The 23,404-nt window shown below is 62.0% G+C and carries 28 protein-coding genes and 1 tRNA gene; 11 read left to right on the top strand and 18 right to left on the bottom strand.

Annotation, left to right across the window (positions count from 1 at the left end; all coding sequences use genetic code 11):
• Positions 1-50 precede the first annotated feature (50 nt).
• From thsB to V5N12_RS03325, 6 genes are all read right to left on the bottom strand, one after another.
• On the bottom strand, positions 51-1,721 hold the full coding sequence (gene thsB, locus V5N12_RS03350) for a thermosome subunit beta (RefSeq protein ID WP_442904923.1): 1,671 nt from the start codon (positions 1,719-1,721) through the stop codon (positions 51-53).
• A 190-nt stretch (positions 1,722-1,911) separates the two neighbouring features.
• On the bottom strand, positions 1,912-2,265 hold the full coding sequence (locus tag V5N12_RS03345) for a DUF5518 domain-containing protein (protein ID WP_332897738.1): 354 nt from the start codon (positions 2,263-2,265) through the stop codon (positions 1,912-1,914).
• A 45-nt stretch (positions 2,266-2,310) separates the two neighbouring features.
• Positions 2,311-2,766 (bottom strand): hypothetical protein, encoded by a 456-nt coding sequence (locus tag V5N12_RS03340; RefSeq protein WP_332897737.1) that lies wholly within the window; start codon positions 2,764-2,766, stop codon positions 2,311-2,313.
• Positions 2,767-3,280: 514 nt separating this feature from the next.
• Positions 3,281-3,362, bottom strand: a tRNA-Ser gene (locus tag V5N12_RS03335).
• A gap of 29 nt (positions 3,363-3,391) precedes the next feature.
• Positions 3,392-3,598, bottom strand: a complete 207-nt coding sequence (locus V5N12_RS03330; RefSeq protein WP_332897736.1) for a hypothetical protein — start codon at positions 3,596-3,598, stop codon at positions 3,392-3,394.
• Between the two features lie 10 nt (positions 3,599-3,608).
• On the bottom strand, positions 3,609-3,989 hold the full coding sequence (locus V5N12_RS03325; protein WP_332897735.1) for a Rid family detoxifying hydrolase: 381 nt from the start codon (positions 3,987-3,989) through the stop codon (positions 3,609-3,611).
• Positions 3,990-4,083: 94 nt separating this feature from the next.
• On the opposite strand from V5N12_RS03325, the gene V5N12_RS03320 reads away from it, so the two are divergent.
• Positions 4,084-4,944, top strand: coding sequence for an SDR family NAD(P)-dependent oxidoreductase (locus tag V5N12_RS03320; protein WP_332897734.1), 861 nt, complete (start codon positions 4,084-4,086; stop codon positions 4,942-4,944).
• Entirely contained in the window at positions 4,937-5,899 is a 963-nt protein-coding gene (locus V5N12_RS03315; RefSeq protein ID WP_332897733.1) for a patatin-like phospholipase family protein, read from the top strand. The genes V5N12_RS03320 and V5N12_RS03315 overlap by 8 nt, the downstream gene beginning before the upstream one ends.
• Here V5N12_RS03315 and ilvA read toward each other — a convergent pair.
• From ilvA to citZ, 3 genes are all read right to left on the bottom strand, one after another.
• The gene (gene ilvA, locus V5N12_RS03310; protein ID WP_332897732.1) at positions 5,875-7,086 is read right to left on the bottom strand and encodes a threonine ammonia-lyase; all 1,212 of its coding nucleotides are present in this window, start codon (positions 7,084-7,086) and stop codon (positions 5,875-5,877) included. The genes V5N12_RS03315 and ilvA overlap by 25 nt on opposite strands.
• A gap of 276 nt (positions 7,087-7,362) precedes the next feature.
• Positions 7,363-7,755, bottom strand: coding sequence for a gamma-glutamylcyclotransferase family protein (locus tag V5N12_RS03305; protein ID WP_332897731.1), 393 nt, complete (start codon positions 7,753-7,755; stop codon positions 7,363-7,365).
• 60 nt (positions 7,756-7,815) lie between these two features.
• Positions 7,816-8,958 carry a citrate synthase gene (gene citZ / locus V5N12_RS03300; protein ID WP_332897730.1) on the bottom strand — a complete coding sequence of 381 codons (1,143 nt, stop codon included), beginning with the start codon at positions 8,956-8,958 and terminating at the stop codon, positions 7,816-7,818.
• Positions 8,959-9,061: 103 nt separating this feature from the next.
• On the opposite strand from citZ, the gene V5N12_RS03295 reads away from it, so the two are divergent.
• Positions 9,062-10,291 (top strand): potassium channel family protein, encoded by a 1,230-nt coding sequence (locus tag V5N12_RS03295; RefSeq protein WP_332897729.1) that lies wholly within the window; start codon positions 9,062-9,064, stop codon positions 10,289-10,291.
• Here the strand turns inward: V5N12_RS03295 and V5N12_RS03290 are convergent.
• Complete coding sequence (locus V5N12_RS03290) at positions 10,267-10,524, bottom strand: DUF7536 family protein (RefSeq protein WP_332897728.1); 258 nt, start codon at positions 10,522-10,524, stop codon at positions 10,267-10,269. The two genes, V5N12_RS03295 and V5N12_RS03290, sit on opposite strands and share 25 nt — an antisense overlap.
• An 87-nt stretch (positions 10,525-10,611) precedes the next feature.
• Between V5N12_RS03290 and V5N12_RS03285 the strand changes: the two genes are divergently transcribed.
• Genes V5N12_RS03285 through V5N12_RS03275 form a run of 3 tightly spaced genes read left to right on the top strand, consistent with a single transcriptional unit; the run spans position 10,612 to position 13,389 of the window.
• Positions 10,612-11,568, top strand: coding sequence for a succinylglutamate desuccinylase/aspartoacylase family protein (locus V5N12_RS03285; RefSeq protein ID WP_332897727.1), 957 nt, complete (start codon positions 10,612-10,614; stop codon positions 11,566-11,568).
• Positions 11,568-12,650 (top strand): pyridoxal-phosphate dependent enzyme, encoded by a 1,083-nt coding sequence (locus tag V5N12_RS03280; protein ID WP_332897726.1) that lies wholly within the window; start codon positions 11,568-11,570, stop codon positions 12,648-12,650. The genes V5N12_RS03285 and V5N12_RS03280 overlap by 1 nt, the downstream gene beginning before the upstream one ends.
• A 46-nt stretch (positions 12,651-12,696) precedes the next feature.
• Positions 12,697-13,389 (top strand): hypothetical protein, encoded by a 693-nt coding sequence (locus V5N12_RS03275; RefSeq protein ID WP_332897725.1) that lies wholly within the window; start codon positions 12,697-12,699, stop codon positions 13,387-13,389.
• A gap of 355 nt (positions 13,390-13,744) precedes the next feature.
• Here the strand turns inward: V5N12_RS03275 and V5N12_RS03270 are convergent, their stop codons facing one another.
• Positions 13,745-13,978 (bottom strand): DUF7511 domain-containing protein, encoded by a 234-nt coding sequence (locus tag V5N12_RS03270; RefSeq protein ID WP_332897724.1) that lies wholly within the window; start codon positions 13,976-13,978, stop codon positions 13,745-13,747.
• A gap of 166 nt (positions 13,979-14,144) precedes the next feature.
• Positions 14,145-15,407 (bottom strand): tRNA(Ile)(2)-agmatinylcytidine synthase, encoded by a 1,263-nt coding sequence (locus tag V5N12_RS03265; RefSeq protein WP_332897723.1) that lies wholly within the window; start codon positions 15,405-15,407, stop codon positions 14,145-14,147.
• 148 nt (positions 15,408-15,555) lie between these two features.
• Between V5N12_RS03265 and V5N12_RS03260 the strand changes: the two genes are divergently transcribed.
• Positions 15,556-16,515: a transcriptional regulator gene (locus V5N12_RS03260; protein ID WP_332897722.1), complete on the top strand. Its 960-nt coding sequence runs from the start codon at positions 15,556-15,558 to the stop codon at positions 16,513-16,515.
• Here V5N12_RS03260 and V5N12_RS03255 read toward each other — a convergent pair whose 3' ends face one another.
• The 5 genes from V5N12_RS03255 to V5N12_RS03235 all read right to left on the bottom strand — a co-directional run bounded on the left by V5N12_RS03255 (position 16,516) and on the right by V5N12_RS03235 (position 20,495).
• The gene (locus V5N12_RS03255) at positions 16,516-16,923 is read right to left on the bottom strand and encodes an SHOCT domain-containing protein (protein ID WP_332897721.1); all 408 of its coding nucleotides are present in this window, start codon (positions 16,921-16,923) and stop codon (positions 16,516-16,518) included.
• A 119-nt stretch (positions 16,924-17,042) separates the two neighbouring features.
• Positions 17,043-17,288, bottom strand: coding sequence for a glutaredoxin family protein (locus V5N12_RS03250; protein ID WP_332897720.1), 246 nt, complete (start codon positions 17,286-17,288; stop codon positions 17,043-17,045).
• A gap of 70 nt (positions 17,289-17,358) precedes the next feature.
• Positions 17,359-18,798, bottom strand: a complete 1,440-nt coding sequence (locus V5N12_RS03245) for an NCS2 family permease (RefSeq protein WP_332897719.1) — start codon at positions 18,796-18,798, stop codon at positions 17,359-17,361.
• A gap of 83 nt (positions 18,799-18,881) precedes the next feature.
• A complete protein-coding gene (locus tag V5N12_RS03240) occupies positions 18,882-19,598 on the bottom strand; it encodes a phosphoribosyltransferase family protein (protein WP_332897718.1) in 717 nt (238 codons plus the stop codon).
• 351 nt (positions 19,599-19,949) lie between these two features.
• Positions 19,950-20,495 (bottom strand): CDP-2,3-bis-(O-geranylgeranyl)-sn-glycerol synthase, encoded by a 546-nt coding sequence (locus V5N12_RS03235; protein WP_332897717.1) that lies wholly within the window; start codon positions 20,493-20,495, stop codon positions 19,950-19,952.
• Positions 20,496-20,596: 101 nt separating this feature from the next.
• Here V5N12_RS03235 and V5N12_RS03230 point away from each other — a divergent pair, with 101 nt between their 5' ends.
• Genes V5N12_RS03230 through V5N12_RS03215 form a run of 4 tightly spaced genes read left to right on the top strand, consistent with a single transcriptional unit; the run spans position 20,597 to position 22,840 of the window.
• The gene (locus V5N12_RS03230) at positions 20,597-21,433 is read left to right on the top strand and encodes a proline dehydrogenase family protein (RefSeq protein WP_332897716.1); all 837 of its coding nucleotides are present in this window, start codon (positions 20,597-20,599) and stop codon (positions 21,431-21,433) included.
• Positions 21,434-21,487: 54 nt separating this feature from the next.
• Positions 21,488-22,102 carry a DUF502 domain-containing protein gene (locus V5N12_RS03225; RefSeq protein ID WP_332897715.1) on the top strand — a complete coding sequence of 205 codons (615 nt, stop codon included), beginning with the start codon at positions 21,488-21,490 and terminating at the stop codon, positions 22,100-22,102.
• A gap of 39 nt (positions 22,103-22,141) precedes the next feature.
• Positions 22,142-22,639 carry a DUF367 family protein gene (locus V5N12_RS03220; protein ID WP_332897714.1) on the top strand — a complete coding sequence of 166 codons (498 nt, stop codon included), beginning with the start codon at positions 22,142-22,144 and terminating at the stop codon, positions 22,637-22,639.
• Between the two features lie 51 nt (positions 22,640-22,690).
• The gene (locus V5N12_RS03215) at positions 22,691-22,840 is read left to right on the top strand and encodes a 50S ribosomal protein L40e (RefSeq protein WP_332897713.1); all 150 of its coding nucleotides are present in this window, start codon (positions 22,691-22,693) and stop codon (positions 22,838-22,840) included.
• On the opposite strand, the gene V5N12_RS03210 is transcribed toward V5N12_RS03215, so the two are convergent.
• A complete protein-coding gene (locus V5N12_RS03210) occupies positions 22,837-23,367 on the bottom strand; it encodes a GNAT family N-acetyltransferase (protein WP_332897712.1) in 531 nt (176 codons plus the stop codon). The two genes, V5N12_RS03215 and V5N12_RS03210, sit on opposite strands and share 4 nt — an antisense overlap.
• Between the last annotated feature and the right edge of the window lie 37 nt (positions 23,368-23,404).

Below are 23,404 nucleotides of genomic sequence, written 5' to 3'. Positions count from 1 at the left end.
CAAAAAGCGATTCGAGAGTCAGTGGTGGGTGGTGGGTTACTGGCCGGCTTTTACATCATGCCGCCCATGCCGCCCATACCGCCCATGCCGCCACCCATACCGCCGCCAGGTGGCATCTCCTCGTCGCCGCCCTTGTTGGTGGAGAGGTCACCAGCGGCGATGATGTCGTCAATTTTGAGGACGAGGTTCGCGGCCTCGGTGGCACTGGAGATTGCCTGCTCTTTCGCGTGGGCTGGCTCGACGATGCCTGCCTCGAAGGTGTCTTCGATTTCGCCGGAGAAGACGTTCAGGCCAGCGCGCTTCTCGCCGGCTTCGTGGGCTGCACGAAGGTCGACGAGCGTGTCGATGGAGTCGAGACCAGCGTTCTCTGCGAGGACGCGTGGTACGAGTTCGAGTGCGTCTGCGAACGCTTCGACGGCGAGCTGCTCGCGGCCGCTGACGGAGTCTGCGTACTCGCGGAGCCGGGAGGCGAGTTCGACTTCGATTGCGCCGCCACCGGCGAGGACGCGGCCGTCGGAGACAGTCTGTGCGACGACGTCCAGTGCGTCGGTGATGCCGCGTTCGAGTTCGTCAACGACGTGTTTCGTGGAGCCACGAAGGAGGAGGGTGACGCCGTGGGCCTCGCCCTCGCCTTCGACGTAGAACAGTTCGTCTTCTTCGTCACGGCGGATGGAGCCGTGGCCGAGGTCTGCTTCCTCGACGCTGTCGAGGTCGGAGACGATGGAGCCGCCGAGCACTTCCTTGAGGAACTCGATGTCGGACTTCTTCGTCCGGCGGACAGCGAGGATGCCTTCCTTTGCGAGGTAGTGCTGGGCGAGGTCGTCGATGCCCTTCTGGCAGAAGACGACGTTCGCGCCGACGTCCTTGATCTGCTCGACCTTCTTTTTCAGCTGGGCTTCTTCGTTGTCGATGAACTGCTGCAGCTGCGATGGGTCGGTGATGGAGACCTCGGTGTCGACGTTGGCCTCTTCGATTTCGATGGCTTCCTTGAGGAGAAGTACGTTCGCGTCAGCGACTTCTTTCGGCATCGAGTCGTGGACAGGGTCTTTGTCGATTGCGCCACCGACGAGGAGTTCGGACTCGCCTGCTGCGCGGCCGGTCTGGGTCTCGATGTTGATGAAGTCGAGGTCGACGACGTTCTCGCCTTCGTCGTTTACGACCGTGACCTGACGGACGGCGTCGACGATGATCTGGCTGAGGACGCCCTTGTTGAGTTCTGCGCCCTTGCCGGTCATGGAGGTCTCTGCGACCTTTCGGAGGAGCTGTTCGTCGTCAGTGTCGATGCGGTCTGCGATGTCGTCGATTTCCTTGCGTGCCTGCTGGCTTGCGAGGTGGAAGCCCTTGATGATGGCCGTTGGGTGGATGTCCTGCTCTAAGAGGTCCTCTGCGTTCTTGAGGAGTTCACCCGTGACGGCGACGGCGGTCGTCGTGCCGTCTCCTGCCTCGTCTTCTTGGGTCTCTGCGACCTCAATAATCATCTCGGCCGTCGGGTTGTTGATGTCCATCTCCTTGAGGATGGTCACGCCGTCGTTCGTGATGGTGACGTCGCCCATCGAGTCGACGAGCATTTTGTCCATCCCTTTCGGGCCGAGTGTGGAGCGTACTGCGTCAGCAACTGCGCGGGCTGCGCGGATGTTGTGTGCCTGTGCGTCGCGGTCCTTCATGCGCTGGGAATCTTCGCCGAGAATGATCATCGGCTGACCCTGCATTCGCTGACTCATAATCAAGAACGACTATAATTGCGATTCTATATAACTTTTTTGCTTTCTTGCGAGGGTAGAATCGGGACACAGAGCCCCGAAACAGCCGATAATCACGCGATAGGGCCGTCTCAAACGCACGGTCGTGTGGATGGTTCTCACGACATGACACCAGTCTAACTCGCTCGTTTAAGTAGTGAAATCGGCTCGCCTATGCTTCCCGTGCGATGTAGACGCCGAGGATGCCGCCAACCGCGCTCAACACGACGGTGTAGAGGAGGACGAAAAAGAGGATGATCCAGACGATGAGGCCAACCGCAAGCCCGCCCCGTGGCTCACCGGCGCTGATGGTGAAAAACGAGACGATGCCGAAAAAGAGGAAGGCGATGCCCATGATAGGAATCGCCGAAATCGCGCCCGAGAGCGCCCCGACTTTCAGCCCCTCGTCTTTCTGGAGATAGCCCGCGATGGCGCCGCCGAGCACCGGCGAGAAGGGAATCCACGAAAAAATGACTGCGACGACCGCGCCGATGAGCGCATTGACCCAAATATTCTGCTCTGCCATACCCTCAATAGGCGGGGAGCAAAGAATAGTCTATTGGATGATGTGTTAGTGTGAATTGGGCGCAGGACCTCGTTCGCGGCGGACGAATCCGATGACCGCGCTGATGGCCAGCCCGACAAAAAACGCAAGCGTTCCCAAGATGACCGCTTCGATGGCGAGGTAGCCCAGTCCATCGAGTTGGAGGAAAGACCCGAATCGGCTTGGAAGCGAGCGGTGTGACAGGCCGAGAAACCCATGGTCTGTATGAAATCCAAGCAGGCAAGCGTAGGCGAAAATCCACGAGACCAACAGCCCACGTCGAACATACCCGATACCGAACGCGGCGAGTACCGCGACGACTGCGGCGTCGTACGGAATGAACACAACGCCGCCGGTGACCCTGAACACGCCCACGGCGTAGGCCGCGAACGTGAACGAGAACAGAGTGAAGGCCGAAAGGGCAACGAACGGCCAGCGTGGCAGTTTCGACCCGAAAAACAGCGAGTGGAGAGAGGGAACCATGCGCGAAGGTTCTCAGACGAGCGCCATAACTGTTGGAGTGGTAACAGGTGTGAGTGCAGGGAGCGACAAGACGCGCTGCTGGAAGGGGTTGCGTTGCAGAAAACGCCAGGACTGGGAGTGAGCGAAACCACTGGTTTCGCGAACGTCGAAGCAATCTGTGATTGCTTCGGAAGTGAACAAACCCTCTGGGTTTGCGAGCCTCGCTGAGTCTGTGCTCAGCGTAATTTGAAGGCAATCCGCCAGCGCGAACTCGCGTTAGCGATGTTTGCGCAACCCCCGCTCAAATTCCAGTCCCCGTTTTCATCGCCACGAGAGAGCGACGCGACTCACGCGTCGCTCTCAAGTTCTGAATCGATGAAAACGCCAGGACTGGGATTTGACTCACTCGCTCCCGTTCGCTTCCTTCGGTCGCTCACCTCCCGCTCGTTTTCAAATCCCATCATCAGCGTTTCGCAACGCAACGAAGTTGCAGCGCGACAAGACGCGCTGCTGAAAGGTGTTGCGTTGCAGAAAACGCCAGGACTGGGATTTGAACCCAGAATCCCGAAAGGGAACACGCTTTCCAGGCGTGCGCCTTACCGTTCGGCCATCCTGGCTCGCGTCCGTGACTATCCCCGTGATGCGTTTAAGTCCTTCTTTTTCCGGCGGCGAGACGGCGATCTGCGAGGGCTGTTAGCACCGACGCCCCGACGAAGACGAGGAGCGCCACCCCACCTTTCACCAGCAGGTCAACCGGCTGGCTGGTGAGCAGTTCGTACCCTTGGACGAGCACCAGAAACGCGAGTGCGCCAACGACGCCCCACAGCAGGCTCGCCTTCGTCCGGGGGTGCATCGCGTGGTCGTTACTCCACGGAGGCGATGGCTTCGATTTCGACGCCGACGCCCTTTGGCAGGCTGCCGACCTCAACGGCGCTCCGTGCTGGTGGCTCGTCGTCGAAGTACGTGGCGTAGGTGTCGTTCATCTCCGCGAAGTCGTCGATGTCGTCTAAGAAGACGGAGACTTTGAGCACGTCGCTCATCTCCGCGCCCGCTTCCGCGAGGACGGCGGTCAGGTTGTCGAGGCACTGACGCGCCTGTACGTCGATGGGTTCGTCATCCAGCAGCTCACCGTCGGGCGTGAGAGGAATCTGCCCGGCGGTGAACACGAGCGACCCGTTGGTGGTTGCCTGGCTGTACGCCCCGACGGCTTCTGGAGCCTCGTCGGTGTGGATGATTTTCTTCATACCACGAGACCCAACGCCGAGCGTGATAAAACTGCAGGAGTCTCGCCCCCGGCGAAGGTTGAAGCCCGTGGTGTGTCAACGAACCTACGAACACATGGGAGACGACTACGAGCTTTCGCCGCCCGAACTGACCGCAGACCGGATTCTCACCCTCACAGACCCGCGATTCACCGACGAGTCGGTCGCCATCGTGACCGGGGCGGCCTCCGGCATCGGCCGCGCCACCGCCGTCGCCCTCGCCAAAAACGGCCTCACCGTCATCGCCACCGACATGGACGAAGACGGCCTCGCAGAGACCGTCAAAATCGCGGATCAAGTGGGCGCGACCGGTCCCATCGAGACCGCTGACGTGAATCTCACCGACGACACCGCGGTCGAAGCGCTCGTCGAGACGGCCGCCGAGTTGGGCCAACTGCGCTACGTGGCGAACATCGCCGGACTACAGCACATAGACCCCATCGAGAAGTTCCCGATGGAGACCTACGACCTCATGCAGAACGTGATGGTTCGCGCGCCGTTCTTGCTCACGAAGTGCTCCCTCCCGCACATCCGCGAGGCCGACGACGGCGTTGGCGCAATCGCCAACATGGCATCGGTCCACGGGCACGTCGCCACCCAAGACAAACCCGTGTACATCATGACGAAGTTCGCCCTCCGCGGGCTGACACAGGCGATTGCCGCAGAGGGCGAGGGGAGGGTTCGAAGTTTCAGCGTCTCGACGGCCTACGTCAAAACGCCACTCGTCACGAAGCAAGTCCCCGACACCGCCCGTGAGCGGGGAATCAGCGAGCGCGAGGTGGTCGAAGACGTGATGCTCGGCCACAGCCGCGTAAAAGAGATGATGGAACCGGTAGACGTGGCGAACCTCTTCACGTTCGGGTTCTCGCAGTACGGCCAGCATCTCGATGGGGGCGACCTGCGCTGGGACGGCGGCATGACACACACCTATGAGTAAGCGCGTCGCCATTGCGTGTCAGGGCGGCGGAAGCCACACCGCGTTCACCGGTGGCGTTCTCAAAGGCATCCTGCAGGAACGCCCGGACATCGAAATCACTGGGTTCTCTGGAACCTCGGGCGGAGCCATCTCCGCGCTCGCGGCGTGGTACGGCCTGCTCACCGACGGCCCGGAAGAAGCCTGCCGACTCATCGACGCCGTCTGGGCCGACATCGCGGCGACGCCCGGTGTCGACCAGTGGGTCAACAACTCGGTCGTCTCGTGGACGCGCGCGAGCAACAGCGGACTCCCCCTCCCCGAAATCAGCCCCTACAGACACCCCTTCGCAAACTGGGGTCACGACCAACTCCGCGAGACGCTCCGGCGGGTCATCGACTTCGAGCGTATTCCAGACCTCCACGACGAGAGCCAGCCAAACTTCGTCGTCGGAACCGTAAATGTGAACGCGGGCGACTTCGAGACGTTCGAGAACGCGGCGATTACCGAGGACGCCATCCTCGCGTCGACGGCGATTCCAACCCTGTTTCCGGCGGTCGAAATCAACGGCCACGTTCACTGGGACGGCCTGTTCAGCCAGAACCCGCCGATTCACGACCTCATGACCGGAGCCGGTGAGAAGCCAGACGAGATCTGGGTCATCCAGATAAATCCGCAGGTGCGCGAAGGCGAGCCTCAATCGCTGGTCGAGATTCACGACCGGCGCAACGAGTTGGCCGGTAACATCTCGCTCAACCAAGAGCTGCGCTTCATCCACCGAGTAAACGAATGGGTCGAAGACGGGCACCTCCCGAAAGAACACTACAAACCCGTCAGAACCCGGAAAATTGAGTTGAAGCGAGAACTCCCGAGCGCGTCGAAACTCGACCGCTCGCCCGCGTTCGTAGAAGACTTGCTCGAACACGGCGAACAACGCGGGCGGTCGTTCGTCGCTCAGATAAGTACGTCCACTTCGTAGTCGTTGGCTTCGAGCGCGGCGAGCACCGCTGCGACGTGGTCGTGGCCGCGAGTTTCTAAGTCGACTTCGACCTCCGCGGCGTTCATCGCGAGGTCGCGCGAGGTGCGGTCGTGCTGGATGGCGTAGATGTTCGCCTTCTCTGCGGCGATGACCTCGATGAGGCGTTCGAGCGCGCCGGGGCGGTCTTTGAGCACGGTCCGAATCTTCAGGTAGCGCCCCGTTTCGACCAGCCCGCGCATGATGACCGTCGTGAGCACGTTCAAGTCGATATTCCCGCCACACAGCGCGGGGACGATTACCTCCCCTTCCTCGTAGTCAAACTTCTCAGAGAGCAGCGCGGCGAGCGGGACGGCCCCTGCCCCTTCAACGAGCGTCTTGCCGCGTTCGAGCAGCGAGATGAGCGCGACGGCGATTTCGGAATCAGAGACAGTGACGACCTCGTCCACGCGCTCTTCGATGACCTCGAACGTTTGCTGGCCGACGCTCCGGGTTGCGATGCCGTCGGCGATGGTATCAACGCTGTCTATCTGCTGGACAGAACCTTTTTCGAGCGATTGGGCGACACTTGAGGCCCCCTCTGCCTGCACGCCAATGACGCGAATGTCTGGATTCTTGGCTTTGAGCGCGGTCGCAATCCCGGCGATGAGACCGCCGCCACCGATGCCCACCACGACAGTATCGACTTCGGGGAGGTCGTCGTAGATTTCTAAGCCGATGGTTCCCTGCCCGGCCATCACCTTCTCGTCGTCGAAGGCGTGGACGTAACACCGCCCCTCCTCGCACTCAATTTGGTGGGCTTTGTCCGCGGCCTCGTCGTAGTCTTTGCCGTAGAGGACGACCTCCGCACCGTAGGCGCGCGTCGCCTTGACCTTCGAGATGGGGGCGTATTCGGGCATCACGATTTTCGCGTCCACGCCGTTTCGCGTGGCGGCGAGCGCGACACCCTGTGCGTGATTCCCGGCGCTCGCGGTGACGACACCGGCGGCCTGTTCCTCGGGCGAAAGCGTGGCAATGCGGTTCGACGCGCCACGAATCTTGAACGACCCCGTGCGCTGGAAGGTTTCGAGTTTGAGATGCACCGTCGCGCCGGTGATATCGGAGAAGGTGTGAGAATAGTCGAGCGGTGTGTGGCGGGCGACCGCCTCAACCCGCTCTCGGGCCTCGATTACGTCAGCAAGTTCGAGCATACTGGTGGTTGCTTGCCCGCTGCATTAATCGTTACCTGTGGCTCTCGGATGGTAAAGTAGGGGGGATAGGGACTGAGCATTCCCAGGGGATGGGGGACGCGGTCCCAAAGCGTATGACTGCATCTGGATGACAGCAGGGAGAGCATATAAAGAATTGGGAGGCGGAGTGAAAGTGAAATCGATAGACTGCGCCGCTATCGAGCAGCTGTCAGACGCTCGTGCGCCAGGTGTCAGTCGGGGTGGTGTCTGACACCTGTATGCTCGCAGGCGGACAGATTACGCGACTTCGTGAACGCGCACCGCATTTTCCGCGAGGTAGCGTCGCACGCGGGCTTCGAACGAGTCATCGCCGGGCCACGCGACCGATTCTGCAACGTCGAGGCGGTCGGGATCACCAACGTACACCGCGACGGAGTGGTCGGTGAACGGTACACCCACCCGGACGTACAGCCCGCTTTCGACGCCCTCGTAGGCGTCGAGCGAGCGGATGTCAGCGGTTCGTAAGAGCTTGCCAGTGACGGAGTCGCCGGGTGCGGGGGCGAGCGTCGGGTAGGTACCTTCGACGCGCCGGAGCCCATCGAGCCGGGCGTCACAGACGAACTCGTAGCTTGCGACCACCTCGCTGACCGTGTCGGGGTCGGTCAGCGTGCCATAGACGAACACATCCATAGCCAGAGCTACACGACTCGGTGCCTTGCGCGTTGTGGAAAAAAGCGAACTGACGGAGCCTTATCGCTCTGCGAGCGGTGTGACCGTGCGGTCTTCTGCGCCGACGTAGCGAGCGCGTGGGCGGATGAGGCGGTTGTCCTCGTACTGCTCTAAGACGTGGGCAATCCAGCCACCGGCCCGGGACATGGCGAAGATTGGCGTGTAGATGTCGATTGGGATGCCCATCTGGTAGTACGTCGTCGCGGAGTAGAAGTCCACGTTCGGCGCGAGGCCCTTCTCCTCGCTCACGTACTCCTCGATGGCGACGGAGTAGTTGTACCATTTCATGTCGCCTGCAGCCTCACCGAGCGATTCAGACTGCTCGCCGAGGATGTTGGCACGCGGGTCTTTGACGTTGTAGACGCGGTGACCGAAGCCGGGGACACGACGGCCGTTAGCGAGGGCATCTTCGACCCACTGGCCGGGCTCTTTGCCGCTTGCGTCGACCTCTTCTAACATCTTCATCACGTTCGCGTTCGCGCCGCCGTGGAGACTGCCTGCGAGCGTGCCCACGGCGCTCGTGATGGAGCTGTGGAGGTCGGTGAGCGTCGAAGCCGTCACCATCGCAGAGAACGTCGAGGCGTTCAGGCCGTGGTCTGCGTGGAGCACGAGCGCCTGGTCGAACACGTCTTCTAAGACGTCGTTTGGCTCCTCGTCGTTCAGCATGTAGAGGAAGTTCGCCGCGTGCGAGAGGTCTTGGCGCGGGGCAACGGGGTCGTTCCCGTTGCGGATGCGCGTGTACGCCGCGAGGAGCGTCGGAATCTTCGCAGTGATGCGTCGCGCCTTGCGGAGGTTTGCGTCAATGTCGGTCGGGTCAACGTCGGCGTTTGCGTCGGGGTCGTAGGCGGAGAGTGCGGAGACGAGCGTTCTGAGGGCCGCCATTGGCTCTTCGTCCTGCTCTGCGAGTTCCCGAACCTCGGCGAGCAGGCCGTCTGTGACCTCGCGTTCGGTGGCCATCGCGTCAGCGAACTCGGCGAGTTCGTCCTCTGTCGGCAGCTCACCGTGCCAGAGGAGGTAGAGTACTTCTTCGTAGCTTGTATTTCGAGCGAGATCCTCGATTGTATAGCCACGGTAGACGAGCTTGCCAGCGTCGCCGTCAATAAACGAAAGTGACGACTCTGCAACAAGCACACCTTCTAGCCCTTTCTTGAGCTCGTCAGACATACCGTGACACTAGCTTACCTGCCGGGAAAAACATTATTGTTCGTCCGCATACTGCCGCGGGCTCCGGGCAACGTTTTTTGCCGGTGCCAGTAAACTGCCGTGTATGTCCGATGAGGTCGGCTATGAGCCGGTCAGCGTAAAGCAGGTTTTAGCAGAAATGAAAGACATCGCTGAACTGCTCATCGACCTCTCCTACTCGGCGGTGTTGCTCGGCAGCGACGAGGTCGCAGAGGAGGTGCTCGTCTTAGAAGAACGCATGGACGTTCTCCAGATGCAAGCGCGCATGAGCCTGCTCATGGCCGCACGCAGCCCCGAAGACGCAGAGGCGCTCGCGCCCGTCCTCGGCGTCGTCGGCGCAGCCGAGAAAATCAGCGACGCGGCGGGCGATATCGCCAAAATCGTCTTAGAAGATATTGGGTTGCCCGACGCGATGCGGGCGGCGATTCCAGAGGCCGTCGAAACCCTCGTGCGCGTGACCATCACCGACCAGTCCGCACTCGACGGGAAATCGCTCGGCCGTGAGAACATCGAGACCGAAACCGGCGTGCGCATCATCGCGCTCCGGCGCAGCGGCAACTGGCTGCTGAATCCCGACCACGAAACGAAACTCGAAGCCGGTGACGTGATGTTGCTGCGCGGACCGGAAGACGGCGTCTCACGGGTGTACGAGCAAGCGAGCGGCCGCGCCTACGTCCCACCGAACCCGCCGGAACCCGGCATCGAGGACTTAGAGCGCGCGGTCGACTCCATTGTGCTGATGAAGAACATGGCCGAACTCGCCGTGGACTTAGCCTACGGCTCCGTGCTCTTCGACAGCGCAGAAGTCGCAGAGGAAGTCGTCGAATTAGAAGCCGAAGTGGACGCGCTCCAATCGCGCTTCGAGGCGTGGGTGTTGCAGGCGGCCAGTCGCGTCGACGACCCCGTCCAGTTGCGCGGGCTCGTCCACCTCGCGCGCTCGACGGAAGTCATCAGCGACGCCGCGCTCGAAATCAGCGAGGGCGTCCTGCGCGGCCTTGGCACCCACCCCGTGGTCGAACAGGCCGTCCTCGAAAGCGACGAGGTCATCATCCGCCTGACGGTGGGCGAGGGAAGCGACTTAGACGGCGTGACGCTGCGCGATAAGATGGTGAAAACCGAGACGGGAATGCGCGTGATTGCCGTCCACCGCCGGAACAAAACCCACGACGCTCGCGGCGTCCCTGACGAGTGGGTCGTCTCGCCGGGGCCGCTCACGGCGCTCCACGTCGGTGACGTGCTCATCGCAAAGGGTACGCGAACTGGGGCAGAACGCCTCGCGCAACTCGCCGGTCAGGACTCTCTCGACAGCCTGTAGGCGGAGATGAGTGTTAGAATCACCGTGGCGAACGCGCCGAGCGACGTGGCGAGGACGAATCCTAACGCGAGGTAAAACAGCGGCGAGCGGAACGTTCCCGGCAGAAGGACGAAAAACACGAAGATGGCGAGCGTGGCGAGGAGAGCGAAGCCAAAGCCACGCCGTGCGTTCTGTGGCACGTTGAGCGCGGCAACCATGTTCGCACGCGGCGAGCGGGACGGTTCGTCAGTCACACACGGAGTTTGGGTGCGAGAGCAAAAACCACGTTGGTTTCCCGCATACCGAACATCTAAAGAGCGTGGGGTTGCCGTCTAGGGGTAATGACGACCCTCGGCACGGCAGAGGCCGCTCCCGGTGAGATGGACGTCGGTCGGTTAGCCGTTGGCGAACTCCGCGACGGCAGCCCGCTTCGGCTCCCTGTCGCCGTGATAAACGGGGCTTCCGAGGGGAGCACGCTCTATATTCAGGCGGCGAGTGACGGCGACGAACTGAACGGCGTTGGCGTGTTGAAAACGCTCGTTCCACAGCTCGACCCGACCGAACTCGCTGGCACGATTCTCCTCGTCGGCATCGTCAACTATCACGGTTTTCAGGTCGCACAGCACAGAAACCCAATCGACGACACGAAGATGAACCGGGCGTACCCCGGTGACAAAAACGGCACCTCCTCGGAGCGAATTGCCGCCGCCACCTTCGAAATCGCGAGCCGCGCCGACTATGTGCTCGACCTCCACCAGGGCTCGACCAGCCGGATGATAAACGAAACCCGCGTCCGCTGTGGCCGTCGCCACCACATGCACGACGAGTGCCTCGAACTCGCCCGCGTGTTCGGCTGTGGCCACATTTTGGACCAGAAAGGGCCGAACGGCCAACTCGCCCGTGCTGCGCCCGATAAGGGCATCCCGACCATCGACCCCGAACTCGGCGGCGCGGTTGGCTGGGACGAACAGAGCATCGGCCTCGGCGTCCGCGGCATCTACAACGTGCTTCGCTACTACGGCTTCTTAGACGGCGACGTGGACATCGAGCCCCAGACCCGTGCGCGTGGCTTTCGCCAGTTTGGCGCGCCCTCCGGCGGTCTCGTGAGCTTCGAGAAAGACCTCGGCGACCGAGTGCGAGCGGGCGACACGCTGTTTCGCGTCACCGACGTGTTCGGCACCGAAAAGGACACCATCGACGCCGACACCGACGGCATCTTCTGGCGAACCCGCCGCCTTCCGCAGGTTGCAACCGGCGAGTACGTCTGCTCGGTCGGCGTCGATATCGACGAAATCTGATGTACGCCTGCACGTTCTGTGGTCGAACCTACGAATCGAGTCCTGACGAGCCGTGGCGCTGTGCGTGCGGCCACGCCCTCGATTTTGCCGACCGACCGTTGCCCGACGGCCCTGCACCCGACCCGGTTGCGCTCGATACGCGCCCTGGCCTCTGGACGTTCTCGGAGTTTCTGCCGATGGAGCCGCGGGTCACGCTCGGGGAGGGGTGGACGCCGCTCGTGGATGCCGCAGAGTGGAACGCCCAGTTCAAACTTGAGTACGTCTTTCCGACGGGGAGTTTCAAAGACCGAGGCGCGACGACGACGCTCTCGTGGGCCAGTCAACTGGGCGTCGAAACCGTCATCGAAGACTCCTCGGGGAACGCGGGCGCGGCAATCGCCACCTACGCCGCCCGCGCGGGCATCGACGCGGAAATCTACGTCCCTGCAGCGGTGAAACCCGCAAAGCGCCGTGCCATCGAACGCGCCGGGGCGACCGTCGTCCCCATCGAAGGCGACCGACAAGCCGTCACCGACGCCTGCATCGAGGCGGCAGAACGCGGCGAGGGCTGGTACGCGAGCCACGCGTGGAACCCCGCCTTCTTCGCCGGAACGCAAACCGTCGCTTTCGAACTCGCCGCCCAGCGCGACTGGGACGTGCCCGATGCGGTCGTGTTACCACTCGGCCACGGGACGCTGTTTTTGGGCGCGTATCGCGGCTTTAAAGCCCTGCTTGAAGCGGGCTGGACGACTGAAATGCCACGTTTATTGGGCGCGCAGGCCGCCGGATTCGCCCCGATTGCAGACGAACGTCACGGCCCGACAGACGCCAAAAACGACGTTGCAGACGGGATTCAGATACGCGACCCCGCCCGCAAAGACCAGTTGCTCGCCGCAATCGAAGCCACCGGCGGCGACGCGATTGCCGTCGAAGCCGAAGAGACGAACGCCGAACTCGACCGCCTCCACCGCGCGGGTTTCTACGTCGAACCGACAAGCGCGAGCGCGACGGCCGCACTCGCTGTCTACCGTGCGCGTGGCGTTATCGACGACGGCGACGACGTGGTCGTCCCGCTCACGGGGAGCGGGCTGAAGATGCAGTGAGAGATGACAAGCGAATAGCTATTTTCGCCTCCTGAGAAGCAGCGGTATGAGCGTCCTCGCACGCGGCTGGTCGCCCTCGGCCCGACAGTCGATTACTCTCCGGCTGTTTCTCGGCGCGCTACTCGTGGCGAATCCCCTCTACATCGGCGTGTTCAATCTCGACTTGACGAGCACGACCTACGAGGTCAAGCCAGTGAGTACGGACGACGGTCGAATCACCGTCGGCGAGTCGAGACCTGACAGCGAACTCCCCGAAGTCGAGTGCTCAGCACCACAGATGACGCCGCTGTGTGCCTACGAGCGCGAACGACTGGAAACTGGAGCGCGTGAATTCGATCTTGAGTGGGGAGGCATGGATACACGCGACCGATTCGTCCATCACGCCGGTGGTGACACGCCGTACTACGAGCGACGCGTGGAGCTATCCGGGAGTACCGCAACCGTCACCCTTCGTCCCGTCTCTGCACGGACAGTTATCGAGGAGACAGCTATCGAACCCAATGAGTTGTCGCTTCGAGGGCGGTATGCATTGCTCGTCGGAAGCCTGAAAACCGATGAGTCGCTCCCGGCGGCGAATCATATCATCCGCACGGACGACGGCTACGTCATGCTCGCGGGGACGGGTCGCGCAGAATCGAGTTCTGGTGACTCGGTTGAAGCCCTCGTTTCCCTGCTATTGGTCGTCGCTGGTTTCAGTTTGCTCTGGCGAACCTATCGCAGGCTCCCGGAAAACTGGTGAGTACGCTATTGCTCAGGAAGTGTAGGTGTGTACCTGCTGGCGCGAACCACGGATGGAACGGCCGTGGCGGCGGTGGCAGCCGCCGAGGCCCGACCAAGGGGACGATCGGGCGTCTCGCCACCGTGGTGAGCGGTGGCGAGCGCGCCAGCAGTGCAGTGGCATGGCAGACAGCGACGGCGTTTGGCGACGCCGTCGCGAAACCGCGGCACGCGGTTTGGTGCAGCGCAGTAGGGTGCGCGTTGGGTAGTTCACAGCCGCGTGGGGGCGCGGCCGGGGCGATGCAACCGGTAGGGGATTCCGGCGTGTGCCCGACGTGGGAGCCGGGCGTGGGGGAAGGGCCGAAGCCGGGGAACTCTCAGCGAGCGTCCGTTAGGTCAACGAAAGACCCCTCGGACGCCGTAATCCATTGCGTCATCAGCGCGTCTTCGCTCGCCTCGCGTGGGTACACGGTGCACTCTTCGCGTGGGCCGTTCGACTCAATCGTGTAATCGAGGTCGAACTCTGGCCAGCGGTTGCGCGAGGTAAACGACTGGGCTTTCGCGCCGTTCGACCATCCGGACTTGCTGAGATCGTATTCGTTTCCGCTCATGGTTGGGGTCTCCGTTCACGTCGGGTCATCGACGCGTACCAAAGCCAAGTGGCCCTCCCACCATACCTATACACCGACTAAGCAGACCGTTAATTCCGTTCTAAAGACGAGAACGGTCTGAAACGGTCTGCAATACAGTGAAAGAGACACCAAAAAACGCAGGCCGTCAGCGCTCTGCGTGAGTTTCCCACTCGAACCTACCACGAACTAACGGTTTCGCGATATGTCTCCGTGCACACGGCGGCACCTCGTACCACCCGCGCTCGATGCTGCGCGCGACCGACACTTCTACCTTCCCCGGCGCGCTCGTGGAACAGTCCCGACAGCGATAGCCTTGATCTGCGCCTGCAGACTTCATTCGGCAACCACACGTCGGGCATTCGGGGGTTTCGAGCGCGGTCGTCTTCAACCCGCGAACGGCGAACTTTTCGAGTTTCAGCGTGCCTCGGCTGAGTTCGCCACACACCACGAGGTCGTCGCCGACGCGGAGGGCGCGCACGCGGTCGCGGAACCGCTTTGTCGGCTCGAACGCCGCACACTGGAGGCGCGCTCCGTCGGATTCAATCTCGAAGAAAACGTGCCCCCCTTCCCGCGTTTCCGGTGGGGTGGCGACACGACCCGAAAGCCGGTACGCGTGGCCGTTTTTTGCAGTAGAAATCGTACCCTGCTTGAGGTGTGCGTCGGTGCCCTGGTTCGTCACGAACAGCGCGGTTTGCTCGACGGGTTCGCTCTCGATGGCGTGAGCAACCTCTCGGACGGCCCCCGGGTCGTCGCCACGAATCCCGTGGAGGATGGGACCGGGCGTGTGGGGTACACAGACGGCTTGTCCTTCGACTTCGTCAACCGTGTCCCAAACTGCGGGATAGCCCGTCTCCGCGGCCACAAACACCGAGTCGTAGTCGATGTCGCGCTCGGTTCCCCACCGCTCGCGGGGGCGATAGGAGATGTATTCGTAGGTCCACTCAGAGAAGGCGTCCCACGCGCCGACAGCGGCAAGCGCGCCGATGAGGCCGCGCCCGCGCTTCCAGTCAGCAGCGAGAAACCCTTCTTGCGCGATGAGTTCGCGGGCGTCTGCGATGTCGTGAAACTCCGTGACGGCGTCACGAGCGAACTGGGTGACGGCGTCGGAGACAGTGTCCGTCGGAGACACCACGAGCCCCGGATTCGTGCGCGGGTCTGCGGTTTCTGCAGACGCTTCAATTTCCTCTCGCGCAATCTCGAAGGCCGTCTCGGGGGCACAGTCGGTGTGAATACAGAGCGCGGCGTTGCCGCGTGTTTTGTGTTTCACGGCTGGGTTCAGCCGGATGAGGAGGAGACGAGCGACGTGCCCGTCGGCCTCGCGGATGCGGGCGGCGATGCGGGCGGCGGCGTAGGTCGTACACATCCCGCGTTCTCTCGAATCGGTGTCGTCGAGGCCAACGAGCGTCACGCGAGGGGGTTACCGGCGCTCGAATTTCCCGGTTTCGACCCGACGATTGAATATATGAATCTATCCCCACAGACCGGGTGAATCGACCGAAGGCGCGGGTTTTCGGGTGGCACAACGCATATATGGCAGGACTAGCTTATTATAGTCCATGTCACGGTCAGCACTGGTCGAGAACGTGACCGCAATGCTCGCCGATGCGGGCTTTACGGTGAGCGACCGGTGTGCCATCCGTCCGAAAAGCTTCGACGTGGCGGCCCGCCGGCACGATGACCTCATTCTGGTCAAGATTCTCGGCAACATCGACGCCTTAGACGCACACACAGGCATCGAGATGCGCCGCCTCGGACGGTTCTTGGACGCGACACCGCTCGTCCTCGGCCTCCGAACCCGCGACGAAGACTTGAAACCGGGCGTCGTCTACTTCCGCCACGGCGTCCCCGTCATCAGCCCCGACACCGCGATGGACTTCTTCGTCGAAGGTGTCCCACCGCTCATCTACGCCGCCCCCGGCGGCCTCTACGTGAACATCGACGAGGAAGTGCTCGCAGACGCCCGCGAAGAGCGCGGGTGGAGCCTCGGACAGCTTGCCACCGAACTCGGCGTCTCACGACGGACGGTGTCGAAATACGAAGACGGCATGAATGCGAGCGTCGAAGTGGCCGCCCACTTAGAGGAGCTGTTCAACCAGCCGCTCACGACACCCGTCGAGATGCTCGCAGAGGAGCTGGCGAAGGAGGAACGGCAGGCAGAGGAGTCCGTAGACCCCGACGACGCGCACTTCGTGAGCGCGCTCACGCGGGTTGGCTTCCAAGTCCATCCGACCGCCCGCGCCCCGTTCAAGGCCGTAAGCGAGACGGACAACCGCGAAGACCGCGTCCTCACCGGACATTCTGCGTTCACGAAAACCGCAGAGAAGCGCGCTCGCATCATGAGTTCGCTCGGTGAAGTCACCCAGACCCGGTCTGTGTACGTCGTCGACCGCGCAAAGCGCGATTCGGTCAAACACACGGCCATCATCGAACAGCAAGAAATCGAGCGCATCGACGACCCCGACGACCTGCGTGACCTCATCTACGAGCGCACGAAACGCTCTGGCTCTGAGGCCTAACTACTCTTTCAGCCGGTCGCGGACAGCGGCCCGGTCTTCTGCACTTTCGAGCGTATCGGTATCGAGCAGGCGCTCTAGCTTGCGCTCGAACTGTTCGTCGGTGAGTTCGCCGCGTGCGTAGCGGTCTCTGAGCGTTTCGAGCGCGTCACGCTTGTTTTCTGCTGGCTCGTCCGCCTGTTCGCGCTCGCTCGGGGCGTTCCACTGGTCGTCCCACCACGTCTCGAGACCGTCCTCGTCATCGCCAAAGAGGAGCGCGACGATTGGGACGACGACGATGTAGCCAAACAGCATGGCCGCGAGCCACCAGCTTTGCCCGGTGAACATGGCGGCGAGCCAGATACCGGTAACGAGCAGACTTGCGATACCGGCGGCGTTTTTTCCGGCGCGTGCCCGAACCGTTGAACCCATTGGGTGTACATTGGCGTGAGACGGGTAAAAACACAGGTGTCACTGGGGGCGTGTTCCAGTCGAAACAAGGGGGTGTGGGTTGCGTTGGCGAACGCCAGCAGCGACCGCGAAATCGGTGCTTACGCGTAGGTTTCTTCTAAGTACTGAACGATGTCGCCGCTCTCTGCCATCCCGGAGACGCCGTGTTCCTCGTCAACGATGACGGGAACGCCGGTCTGGCCGCTTACTTCCTTTACTTCGGTGCGCTCTGCGTGCGCCGAAGGGACGTCGATTGTGTCGTACTCCAGTCCGAGTTCGTCGAGTTTGTTCGTGACTTTCGCACAGAACGGGCAGCCGGGAAGATTGTAAACTTGAATCGTGCTCATCGACCCCTCCTATGGAGTCGTTCGTAAAAAGGGGAACGGAGGTGTGTGCCGCGCACACAACAGCGGCAGATTAGAGTTGACCGGCGAGCAGGCCGCTCGTGCGGACGAAGAAGTAAAAGACGAACAGGCCAGCCAGAATCCACTGGCCAGCGTGCACGTCACGTGCTTCGCCGGTGGCGGCTTTCACGAGCGGGTAGGAGATGATGCCTGCGGCGATGCCGTAGGCGATAGAGAACGTAAACGGCATCACGAGGATGGTCAGGCCTGCGGGAACGGCGTGTGAAATTTTGTCCCACTGGACGTCCGCGATGTTGCGGAGCATGAGCACCGCGACCACCACGAGTGCGATGTGTGAAGCGTAGAGCGGCACGGCCGCGGCGAGCGGCACGAGGGCGAGCGACGCGAGGAACAGGAGGGCAACGACGAGGGCGGTCATACCCGTCCGACCGCCTTCTTCGACACCCGTCGCGGATTCGATGTACGTCGTGACCGTCGAGGTGCCGAGAATCCCACCGGCGGTGGTTCCAATGGCGTCTGCCATGAGCGGCTTGTCGATGTCAGGAAGGTCGCCGTCCTCATCGAGGAAACCCGCAACCTGCGCGACGCCGGTGAGCGTCCCCGCGGTGTCGAAGAAGTCCACGAAGAAGAAGGTGAAGACGATGAGCGAGAAGGCGAGGGCGTCAACGTTCTGGAAGCCCTGGACGAACGCGCCGACGAGCGGCGTGATGTCGTAACCAGCCGCGGAGTAGGTGACTTGCGTGGAACCGACGAGTGAGCCTGCAGCGAGCGTGGTTCCGTCTGGAACCTGCTCTGCGGGCAGGGCGCGGTAGCCCATCGCGTGGGCGGCGTACCCGGCGAGCGTGGTCAGGATGATGCCGATGATGATGGAGCCGCGGACGCCACGAGCGTAGAGCGCGAACGTGACGAACAGGCCCACCGCGGAGATGATGGCGATGGGGTCTGCGGCGAACACCGGATTGAACGACACGAACGTCGCAGCGTCGCCCGCGACGACGCGCATGGCTTCGAGGCCGATAATCGCAAGGAAGAGGCCAATCCCGGTCCCGACAGCGAACTTGACGGGTTCGGGAAACAGCCCGATGATGAACTCACGCGCCCCGACGGCGGTGAGCGCGATGAACACGACACCCTCCACGACGACGGCGGCGAGCGCGGTCTGCCACGGAACGCCGAGACCGAGGACGACGGTGAACGCGAAAAAGGCGTTCAGCCCAAGGCCCGGTGCTTGGGCGAACGGTCGATTCGCGTAGAACGCCATCACGAGCGTTGCGATGGCCGCTGAAATCATAGTGACCACAGCAATCATCTGGAATGTTTGTGCGTCGGTGCGCCCCGGGACGTCGATTGCGAGGTTGAGAATTGCGGGATTGACGACCACGATGTACGACATCGTGAGGAACGTCGTGAGCCCGGCGAGGACCTCGGTTCTGAGGTCTGTGTTGTGTTCCTCGAAGCCGAAATACTCGGCAATTGTGTCAGGTATCGCCATAATGCACGTTTAAGCACAGTGCCTGAAATTGACTTAAAAGTTATCCTCTCACTGCCACGTAAATCAGCACAAACGTGTATAGGTTAGGATTCGAGCTGGGTCAGCGCGCCGACCGGGGCGTCGGTGAGTTCGCGGGCGCGAGAGACGCCTTCTTCGCCCACGGCGATGAGCGCAAACACGCCGCCGACGTCGGCGTTCGCGCTCGCCGCGATGTCGAGGAGGAGCTCTTGAGTTTCCCCAGAGCGGATGAGGTCGTCTACGACGAGCACCGTGTCGTTCGCGTCGATAGCCGAGGCCGGGAGGTAGTAGGTGAGTTCGATGCCAGACTGGAGGCGTTGGCGGGCTTCGATGAACTCCTCTACGGCAGTTTCTTTGGACTTTTTCGCATACGCGAGGCGCGCGCCGAAGTAACTCGCCATCGCGGCGGCGAGCGTGATGCCGTCGGTCGCGGCGGTGAGCACCACGTCAGGCGTCTCGAACTCGAAGGTGTCGGCGGCGATTGGGGCGACGAGGTCGAGGAATGACTGGTCGAAGACGACACCGGAGTTATCGACGTACCCCTCGCTGTCCACGCGGATGCGGGCGTGGAGTTCGCGGGCGAGTTCGTCGTGGCCGACGCCGCCGACGACCTCACGGGCGCGTTCGACGCCGGGGAGGACGTGGCCGTTGACGTAGCGATTCAGGTCACCGGCGGGGAGGCCGGTGAGGGAGGCGAGTTCGTCGTACGTCCGACTCTGCTTGAGCATTCGGAGGACGGCGACCGCCTGCAACTGGATTGCGGCTTTCTCCGCGCGATTCATGCCCTGTACCTCACGGTTGCACAGTTATGAATACATCGATGGACTGTCGGGCCGGAAGTAACCATTTGCGTGCATTAGCATGGGCACGTCGTGTTGGGGTTATGAGAGGAGTTTGGCGGTTGTGCGGCGGTTGTGGTGCGGTGGCTGTGCTGTGGGGTTGTAGTTCGGTTGCTGTGCGGTGCGGAGGCCGTCCAGCACAGCATCCGAATGCGCCAGCGGCGCATTCGGCCTTTTTCACGGCGGGCGAGACGCACAGCGTCTCGCTGCCTCCGCGAATCTTCGATTCGCCAGAGCATGGTTTTGCAACGAGCGGTTCGCCTCTGGCGAACCCGAGTTGTAAAAAGATGCGCGTTAGTAGGGCTCGTTTTTCAGCCCCAGCAGATACGCAATCACGTTCGTGATGATGTGGAGCAGTGGGGTGAGGATGAGGACGGTCACGATGATGGAGAGGGTGAACGTCTGGCGGAACCAGCCGGGAGTGACAAGGAAGGTCAACAGGAGGGCGACGACGACGAAGTCGAGTTGGTCGAGGAGGGGGAACGCCGCGCCGCGTTCGCGCCCGGAGCGGCGTTTGATGAACGAGGCGAGGATGTCACCGAGCATCGCGCCGAACGCGAGCGTAAAGCCCGCCACGAGCGGGAACGCCGGGAGCATGAAGTCGAGTTGGTGGTTGAGGCTGGGACGAATGGCGTTGAGGAGGAGGGCGACGAGGATGCCAATGGCCGTTCCGGCGGCGGTTCCGCGCCACGTTTTCCCGTCACCGAGGAGGCGCTTTCCGTTCCACGTCCGGCCGCCGTCGATGGGCGGACCGCCGCCAAAGAGGACAGCGGCGTTGTTGGGGATGTAGGCAGGCAACATCGCCCAGAAGGCAATCGCAATCACCGCAAAGATACCCATATATCTGCCCTGACTCGGGCGGCTACCTTAATCGGAGGTGGTTTTCATCTGTCACAGACGAAAAGCAACATTCTGAATAGGGGAGCGCAAAAAGTGCCGGTATGATTCCGCCCATCGCGAGCAAATTCGTGGCAGGGGAGACGGAGGCGACAGCCCTCGACCACGCACGAACGCTCAATCAACGGGGGGTAAAGGCCATTCTCAATCTCCTTGGTGAACATTATGCGGAGCGCGCGGAGGCAGACGCCGATGCTGATGTGTACATCGACCTCGTGGACGACATCGCCGCGGCGAATCTCGATGCGTGTATTTCGGTAAAGCCCTCGCAGGTGGGCATCGACTTCGGCGCGGACGTGTTCGCAGAAAACGTCACGCGTATCGTCGACCACGCCGCGCCGAAGGGTGTGTTCGTCTGGTTAGATATGGAAGACCACACGACGACCGACGACACCCTCGACGTGTTCGAGAGCCTCGCGCGCAAACACGAAGGCGGCGTCGGGCTTGCGATTCAGGCGAACCTGAAGCGCACGCGCGAGGACTTAGAACGCCTCGCCGACGTCCCCGGGAAGATTCGACTCGTCAAGGGCGCGTACGACGAACCAAAAGAAATCGCGTACAAGGACAAAGCCGCGGTGAATCGTGCGTACAAAGAGTATCTGCAGTTCATGTTCGAGGAGTTCGAGGGCGGCATCGCCGTCGGGAGCCACGACCCCGAGATGATTGCCTACGCAAAGGAACTCCACGACGAGTACGGCACGGACTTCGAGATTCAGATGCTGATGGGCGTCCGCACCGACGCGCAGTACGACCTCGCAGAGGAGTACGACGTGTGGCAGTACGTCCCCTACGGCGACCGCTGGGCGCAGTATTTCTACCGCCGCGTGATGGAACGAAAGGAGAACCTGCTGTTCGCGGTGCGGGCGATTGTTGGTCGCTGAGCCGAGAGGTACGAAGGAAAGGGCTGATAATCGTGGGGCGTGTTGGTACGCTAAATGGCCTCCTGGAAACGCGACATGGCCAGTGGCCTGGTCGTCCTCATCCCTATCCTCGTCGTGGCGTACGTGGTCTTCCGACTGTACATTCTGATTGCGTCGATTTCAGGCGTTGCCAACATCCAACCAATCTGGCTCGGCGTCATTCTGACGCTCCTCGTTTTTTCGCTGTTCGTCCTCGCAGTAGGCTACCTGATGCGAACCGCATTCGGGAGCTTCGTAGAGGAGACCATCGACGGGCTCATGAATCGACTGCCGGGCCTTCGCATCGTCTACAACGCCTCGAAGATGGCAATTGAAACCGCGCTAACCGGCACCGAAGACCTCCAAAAGCCCGTGAAAGTCGAGACGTGGGACGGGCTTCGGATGACCGCGTTCAAGACGGGAAAAATCGCTCCTGATGGCCGCGAAGTGCTCTTTTTACCGACCTCTCCGAACATCACGACTGGCTTCGTCATCGAAGCGGAGTCTGACCGCTTCGAGGAGGTAGACGAGAAGGTAGAAGACGCGCTTATTCGCGTCCTCTCCGCCGGTTTCGGTGAGAACCGCGACTCCGCGGGCGTGAAAATCGACGTGCGCGAAGACGGCGAGAACCCAGCCCCCGGCGACGACTGAACGGAGCGCCTTTACTTTCTCACCCCCTACCGGCGAGCAGTGAAGCTGCACGTCCGCTACGAGGGCGACGACGACCCGAAGAAGTGTACCGCCCGCAAACTCGCACGGTTCGACCGCTGTGAGCTACATCGCTCGGCGCGGGCAACGCCCTACGGCGTTATCTTGAACCCCCACGCAGAGCAGGCGCTCTCGCCTGCGGACGCCGAGCACACGAACCTCGTCGCGCTCGACTGCTCGTGGGAAACGGCGGGCGAGGCGATGTTCACCATGCGCGGCGAACACCGTGCCCTGCCCTTCCTCGTCGCCGCGAACCCGGTGAACTACGGGAAGCCGTTCCAGTTGAACACGGTCGAGGCGTTCGCCGCCGGACTCACGATTCTTGGCGAGCGCGAGCACGCAGAAGACATCCTCTCTAAGTTCCGGTGGGGCCACACCTTCCTCGAACTGAACGAGGAACCGCTCCGGCGCTATGCCGAGTGTGCCGATTCGACGGAAATCGTCGCGGTGCAACAAGAGTACTTAGACCGCGGCGAGTGAGCCCGGGGCAACTCGGAAACTTTTAACCGCCACAGGCGGTAACCCGCCAGTATGGCCAGCTTTGAAGCCGCGGAAAAGCGGATTCTCGAAAAGATGATCTGCATGCGGTGTAACGCACGAAACCCAAAACGCGCAGAGAAATGCCGCAAATGCGGCTACGCAAGGCTTCGACCGAAGAGCAAAGAACGGCGCGCAGCCTAAGGCTGCCACTCGCGGCCGAGGATGGCGTAGCGCTCGATTGCGACGCGCTCGCCGTCCAGAATCGCCGCTTCTTCGAACGTCCCTTCGTGCCGATAGCCGAGGCCCTGCCAGATGCGTGCAGACGCCTCGTTCGGCGCGAGCACGTCCGTGTAGACGCGGTGGAGGCCGCGTTCGCGGAAGGCGTAGTCGGTCATTAATCGACTCGCTTCGGTGCCGTGGCCCGACCCCCAGAACTCGGGGGCGAGAAATAGGCCGATTTCTGCGTTCCCGTCTCCCGCCTCAAACGGGCCGAGGCCAATGGTTCCGGCGCGTTCGCCATCGACACAAATCAGGAGGTTTGCGGCAGTCTCTGCAGAGATGCTTTCTTCGAAAAACTTCGTTTCCTGCTTGAGATTGATGGGCGCGCGACTGTAGAGCGTTGGGCGAATCTGCGGGTGATTGATGGTGTCGCGGAGAAATTCGAGGTCGGCTTCTTCGATGGTATAGAGCGACAGGCCGTCGCCTTCCATGTAAAGTGCGCCAGGCATGACGCTCAGGACGCAGAACTGACCCAAAAAAGTTGCT

The organism is Haladaptatus sp. CMSO5, assembly GCF_036689885.1.
GTDB lineage: Archaea > Halobacteriota > Halobacteria > Halobacteriales > Halococcaceae > QDMS2.
This window is presented reverse-complemented; position numbering and strand designations above follow the sequence as displayed.

Excerpts from the sequence above, each read along its gene's own strand:
- V5N12_RS03295 (WP_332897729.1), top strand. The coding sequence starts at position 9,062 with ATGTCCGATGAGGTCGGCTATGAGCCGGTCAGCGTAAAGCAGGTTTTA.
- V5N12_RS03270 (WP_332897724.1), bottom strand. The coding sequence starts at position 13,978 with ATGAGCGGAAACGAATACGATCTCAGCAAGTCCGGATGGTCGAACGGC.
- V5N12_RS03210 (WP_332897712.1), bottom strand. The coding sequence starts at position 23,367 with ATGCCTGGCGCACTTTACATGGAAGGCGACGGCCTGTCGCTCTATACC.
- V5N12_RS03225 (WP_332897715.1), top strand. The coding sequence starts at position 21,488 with ATGGCCTCCTGGAAACGCGACATGGCCAGTGGCCTGGTCGTCCTCATC.
- V5N12_RS03250 (WP_332897720.1), bottom strand. The coding sequence starts at position 17,288 with ATGAGCACGATTCAAGTTTACAATCTTCCCGGCTGCCCGTTCTGTGCG.
- V5N12_RS03340 (WP_332897737.1), bottom strand. The coding sequence starts at position 2,766 with ATGGTTCCCTCTCTCCACTCGCTGTTTTTCGGGTCGAAACTGCCACGC.
- V5N12_RS03315 (WP_332897733.1), top strand. The coding sequence starts at position 4,937 with ATGAGTAAGCGCGTCGCCATTGCGTGTCAGGGCGGCGGAAGCCACACC.
- V5N12_RS03275 (WP_332897725.1), top strand. The coding sequence starts at position 12,697 with ATGAGCGTCCTCGCACGCGGCTGGTCGCCCTCGGCCCGACAGTCGATT.
- ilvA (WP_332897732.1), bottom strand. The coding sequence starts at position 7,086 with ATGCTCGAACTTGCTGACGTAATCGAGGCCCGAGAGCGGGTTGAGGCG.
- V5N12_RS03240 (WP_332897718.1), bottom strand. The coding sequence starts at position 19,598 with ATGAATCGCGCGGAGAAAGCCGCAATCCAGTTGCAGGCGGTCGCCGTC.
- V5N12_RS03305 (WP_332897731.1), bottom strand. The coding sequence starts at position 7,755 with ATGGATGTGTTCGTCTATGGCACGCTGACCGACCCCGACACGGTCAGC.
- V5N12_RS03285 (WP_332897727.1), top strand. The coding sequence starts at position 10,612 with ATGACGACCCTCGGCACGGCAGAGGCCGCTCCCGGTGAGATGGACGTC.
- V5N12_RS03320 (WP_332897734.1), top strand. The coding sequence starts at position 4,084 with ATGGGAGACGACTACGAGCTTTCGCCGCCCGAACTGACCGCAGACCGG.
- V5N12_RS03325 (WP_332897735.1), bottom strand. The coding sequence starts at position 3,989 with ATGAAGAAAATCATCCACACCGACGAGGCTCCAGAAGCCGTCGGGGCG.
- V5N12_RS03280 (WP_332897726.1), top strand. The coding sequence starts at position 11,568 with ATGTACGCCTGCACGTTCTGTGGTCGAACCTACGAATCGAGTCCTGAC.
- V5N12_RS03330 (WP_332897736.1), bottom strand. The coding sequence starts at position 3,598 with ATGCACCCCCGGACGAAGGCGAGCCTGCTGTGGGGCGTCGTTGGCGCA.
- thsB (WP_442904923.1), bottom strand. The coding sequence starts at position 1,721 with ATGAGTCAGCGAATGCAGGGTCAGCCGATGATCATTCTCGGCGAAGAT.
- V5N12_RS03345 (WP_332897738.1), bottom strand. The coding sequence starts at position 2,265 with ATGGCAGAGCAGAATATTTGGGTCAATGCGCTCATCGGCGCGGTCGTC.
- V5N12_RS03260 (WP_332897722.1), top strand. The coding sequence starts at position 15,556 with ATGTCACGGTCAGCACTGGTCGAGAACGTGACCGCAATGCTCGCCGAT.
- V5N12_RS03255 (WP_332897721.1), bottom strand. The coding sequence starts at position 16,923 with ATGGGTTCAACGGTTCGGGCACGCGCCGGAAAAAACGCCGCCGGTATC.
- V5N12_RS03230 (WP_332897716.1), top strand. The coding sequence starts at position 20,597 with ATGATTCCGCCCATCGCGAGCAAATTCGTGGCAGGGGAGACGGAGGCG.
- V5N12_RS03245 (WP_332897719.1), bottom strand. The coding sequence starts at position 18,798 with ATGGCGATACCTGACACAATTGCCGAGTATTTCGGCTTCGAGGAACAC.
- citZ (WP_332897730.1), bottom strand. The coding sequence starts at position 8,958 with ATGTCTGACGAGCTCAAGAAAGGGCTAGAAGGTGTGCTTGTTGCAGAG.
- V5N12_RS03215 (WP_332897713.1), top strand. The coding sequence starts at position 22,691 with ATGGCCAGCTTTGAAGCCGCGGAAAAGCGGATTCTCGAAAAGATGATC.
- V5N12_RS03235 (WP_332897717.1), bottom strand. The coding sequence starts at position 20,495 with ATGGGTATCTTTGCGGTGATTGCGATTGCCTTCTGGGCGATGTTGCCT.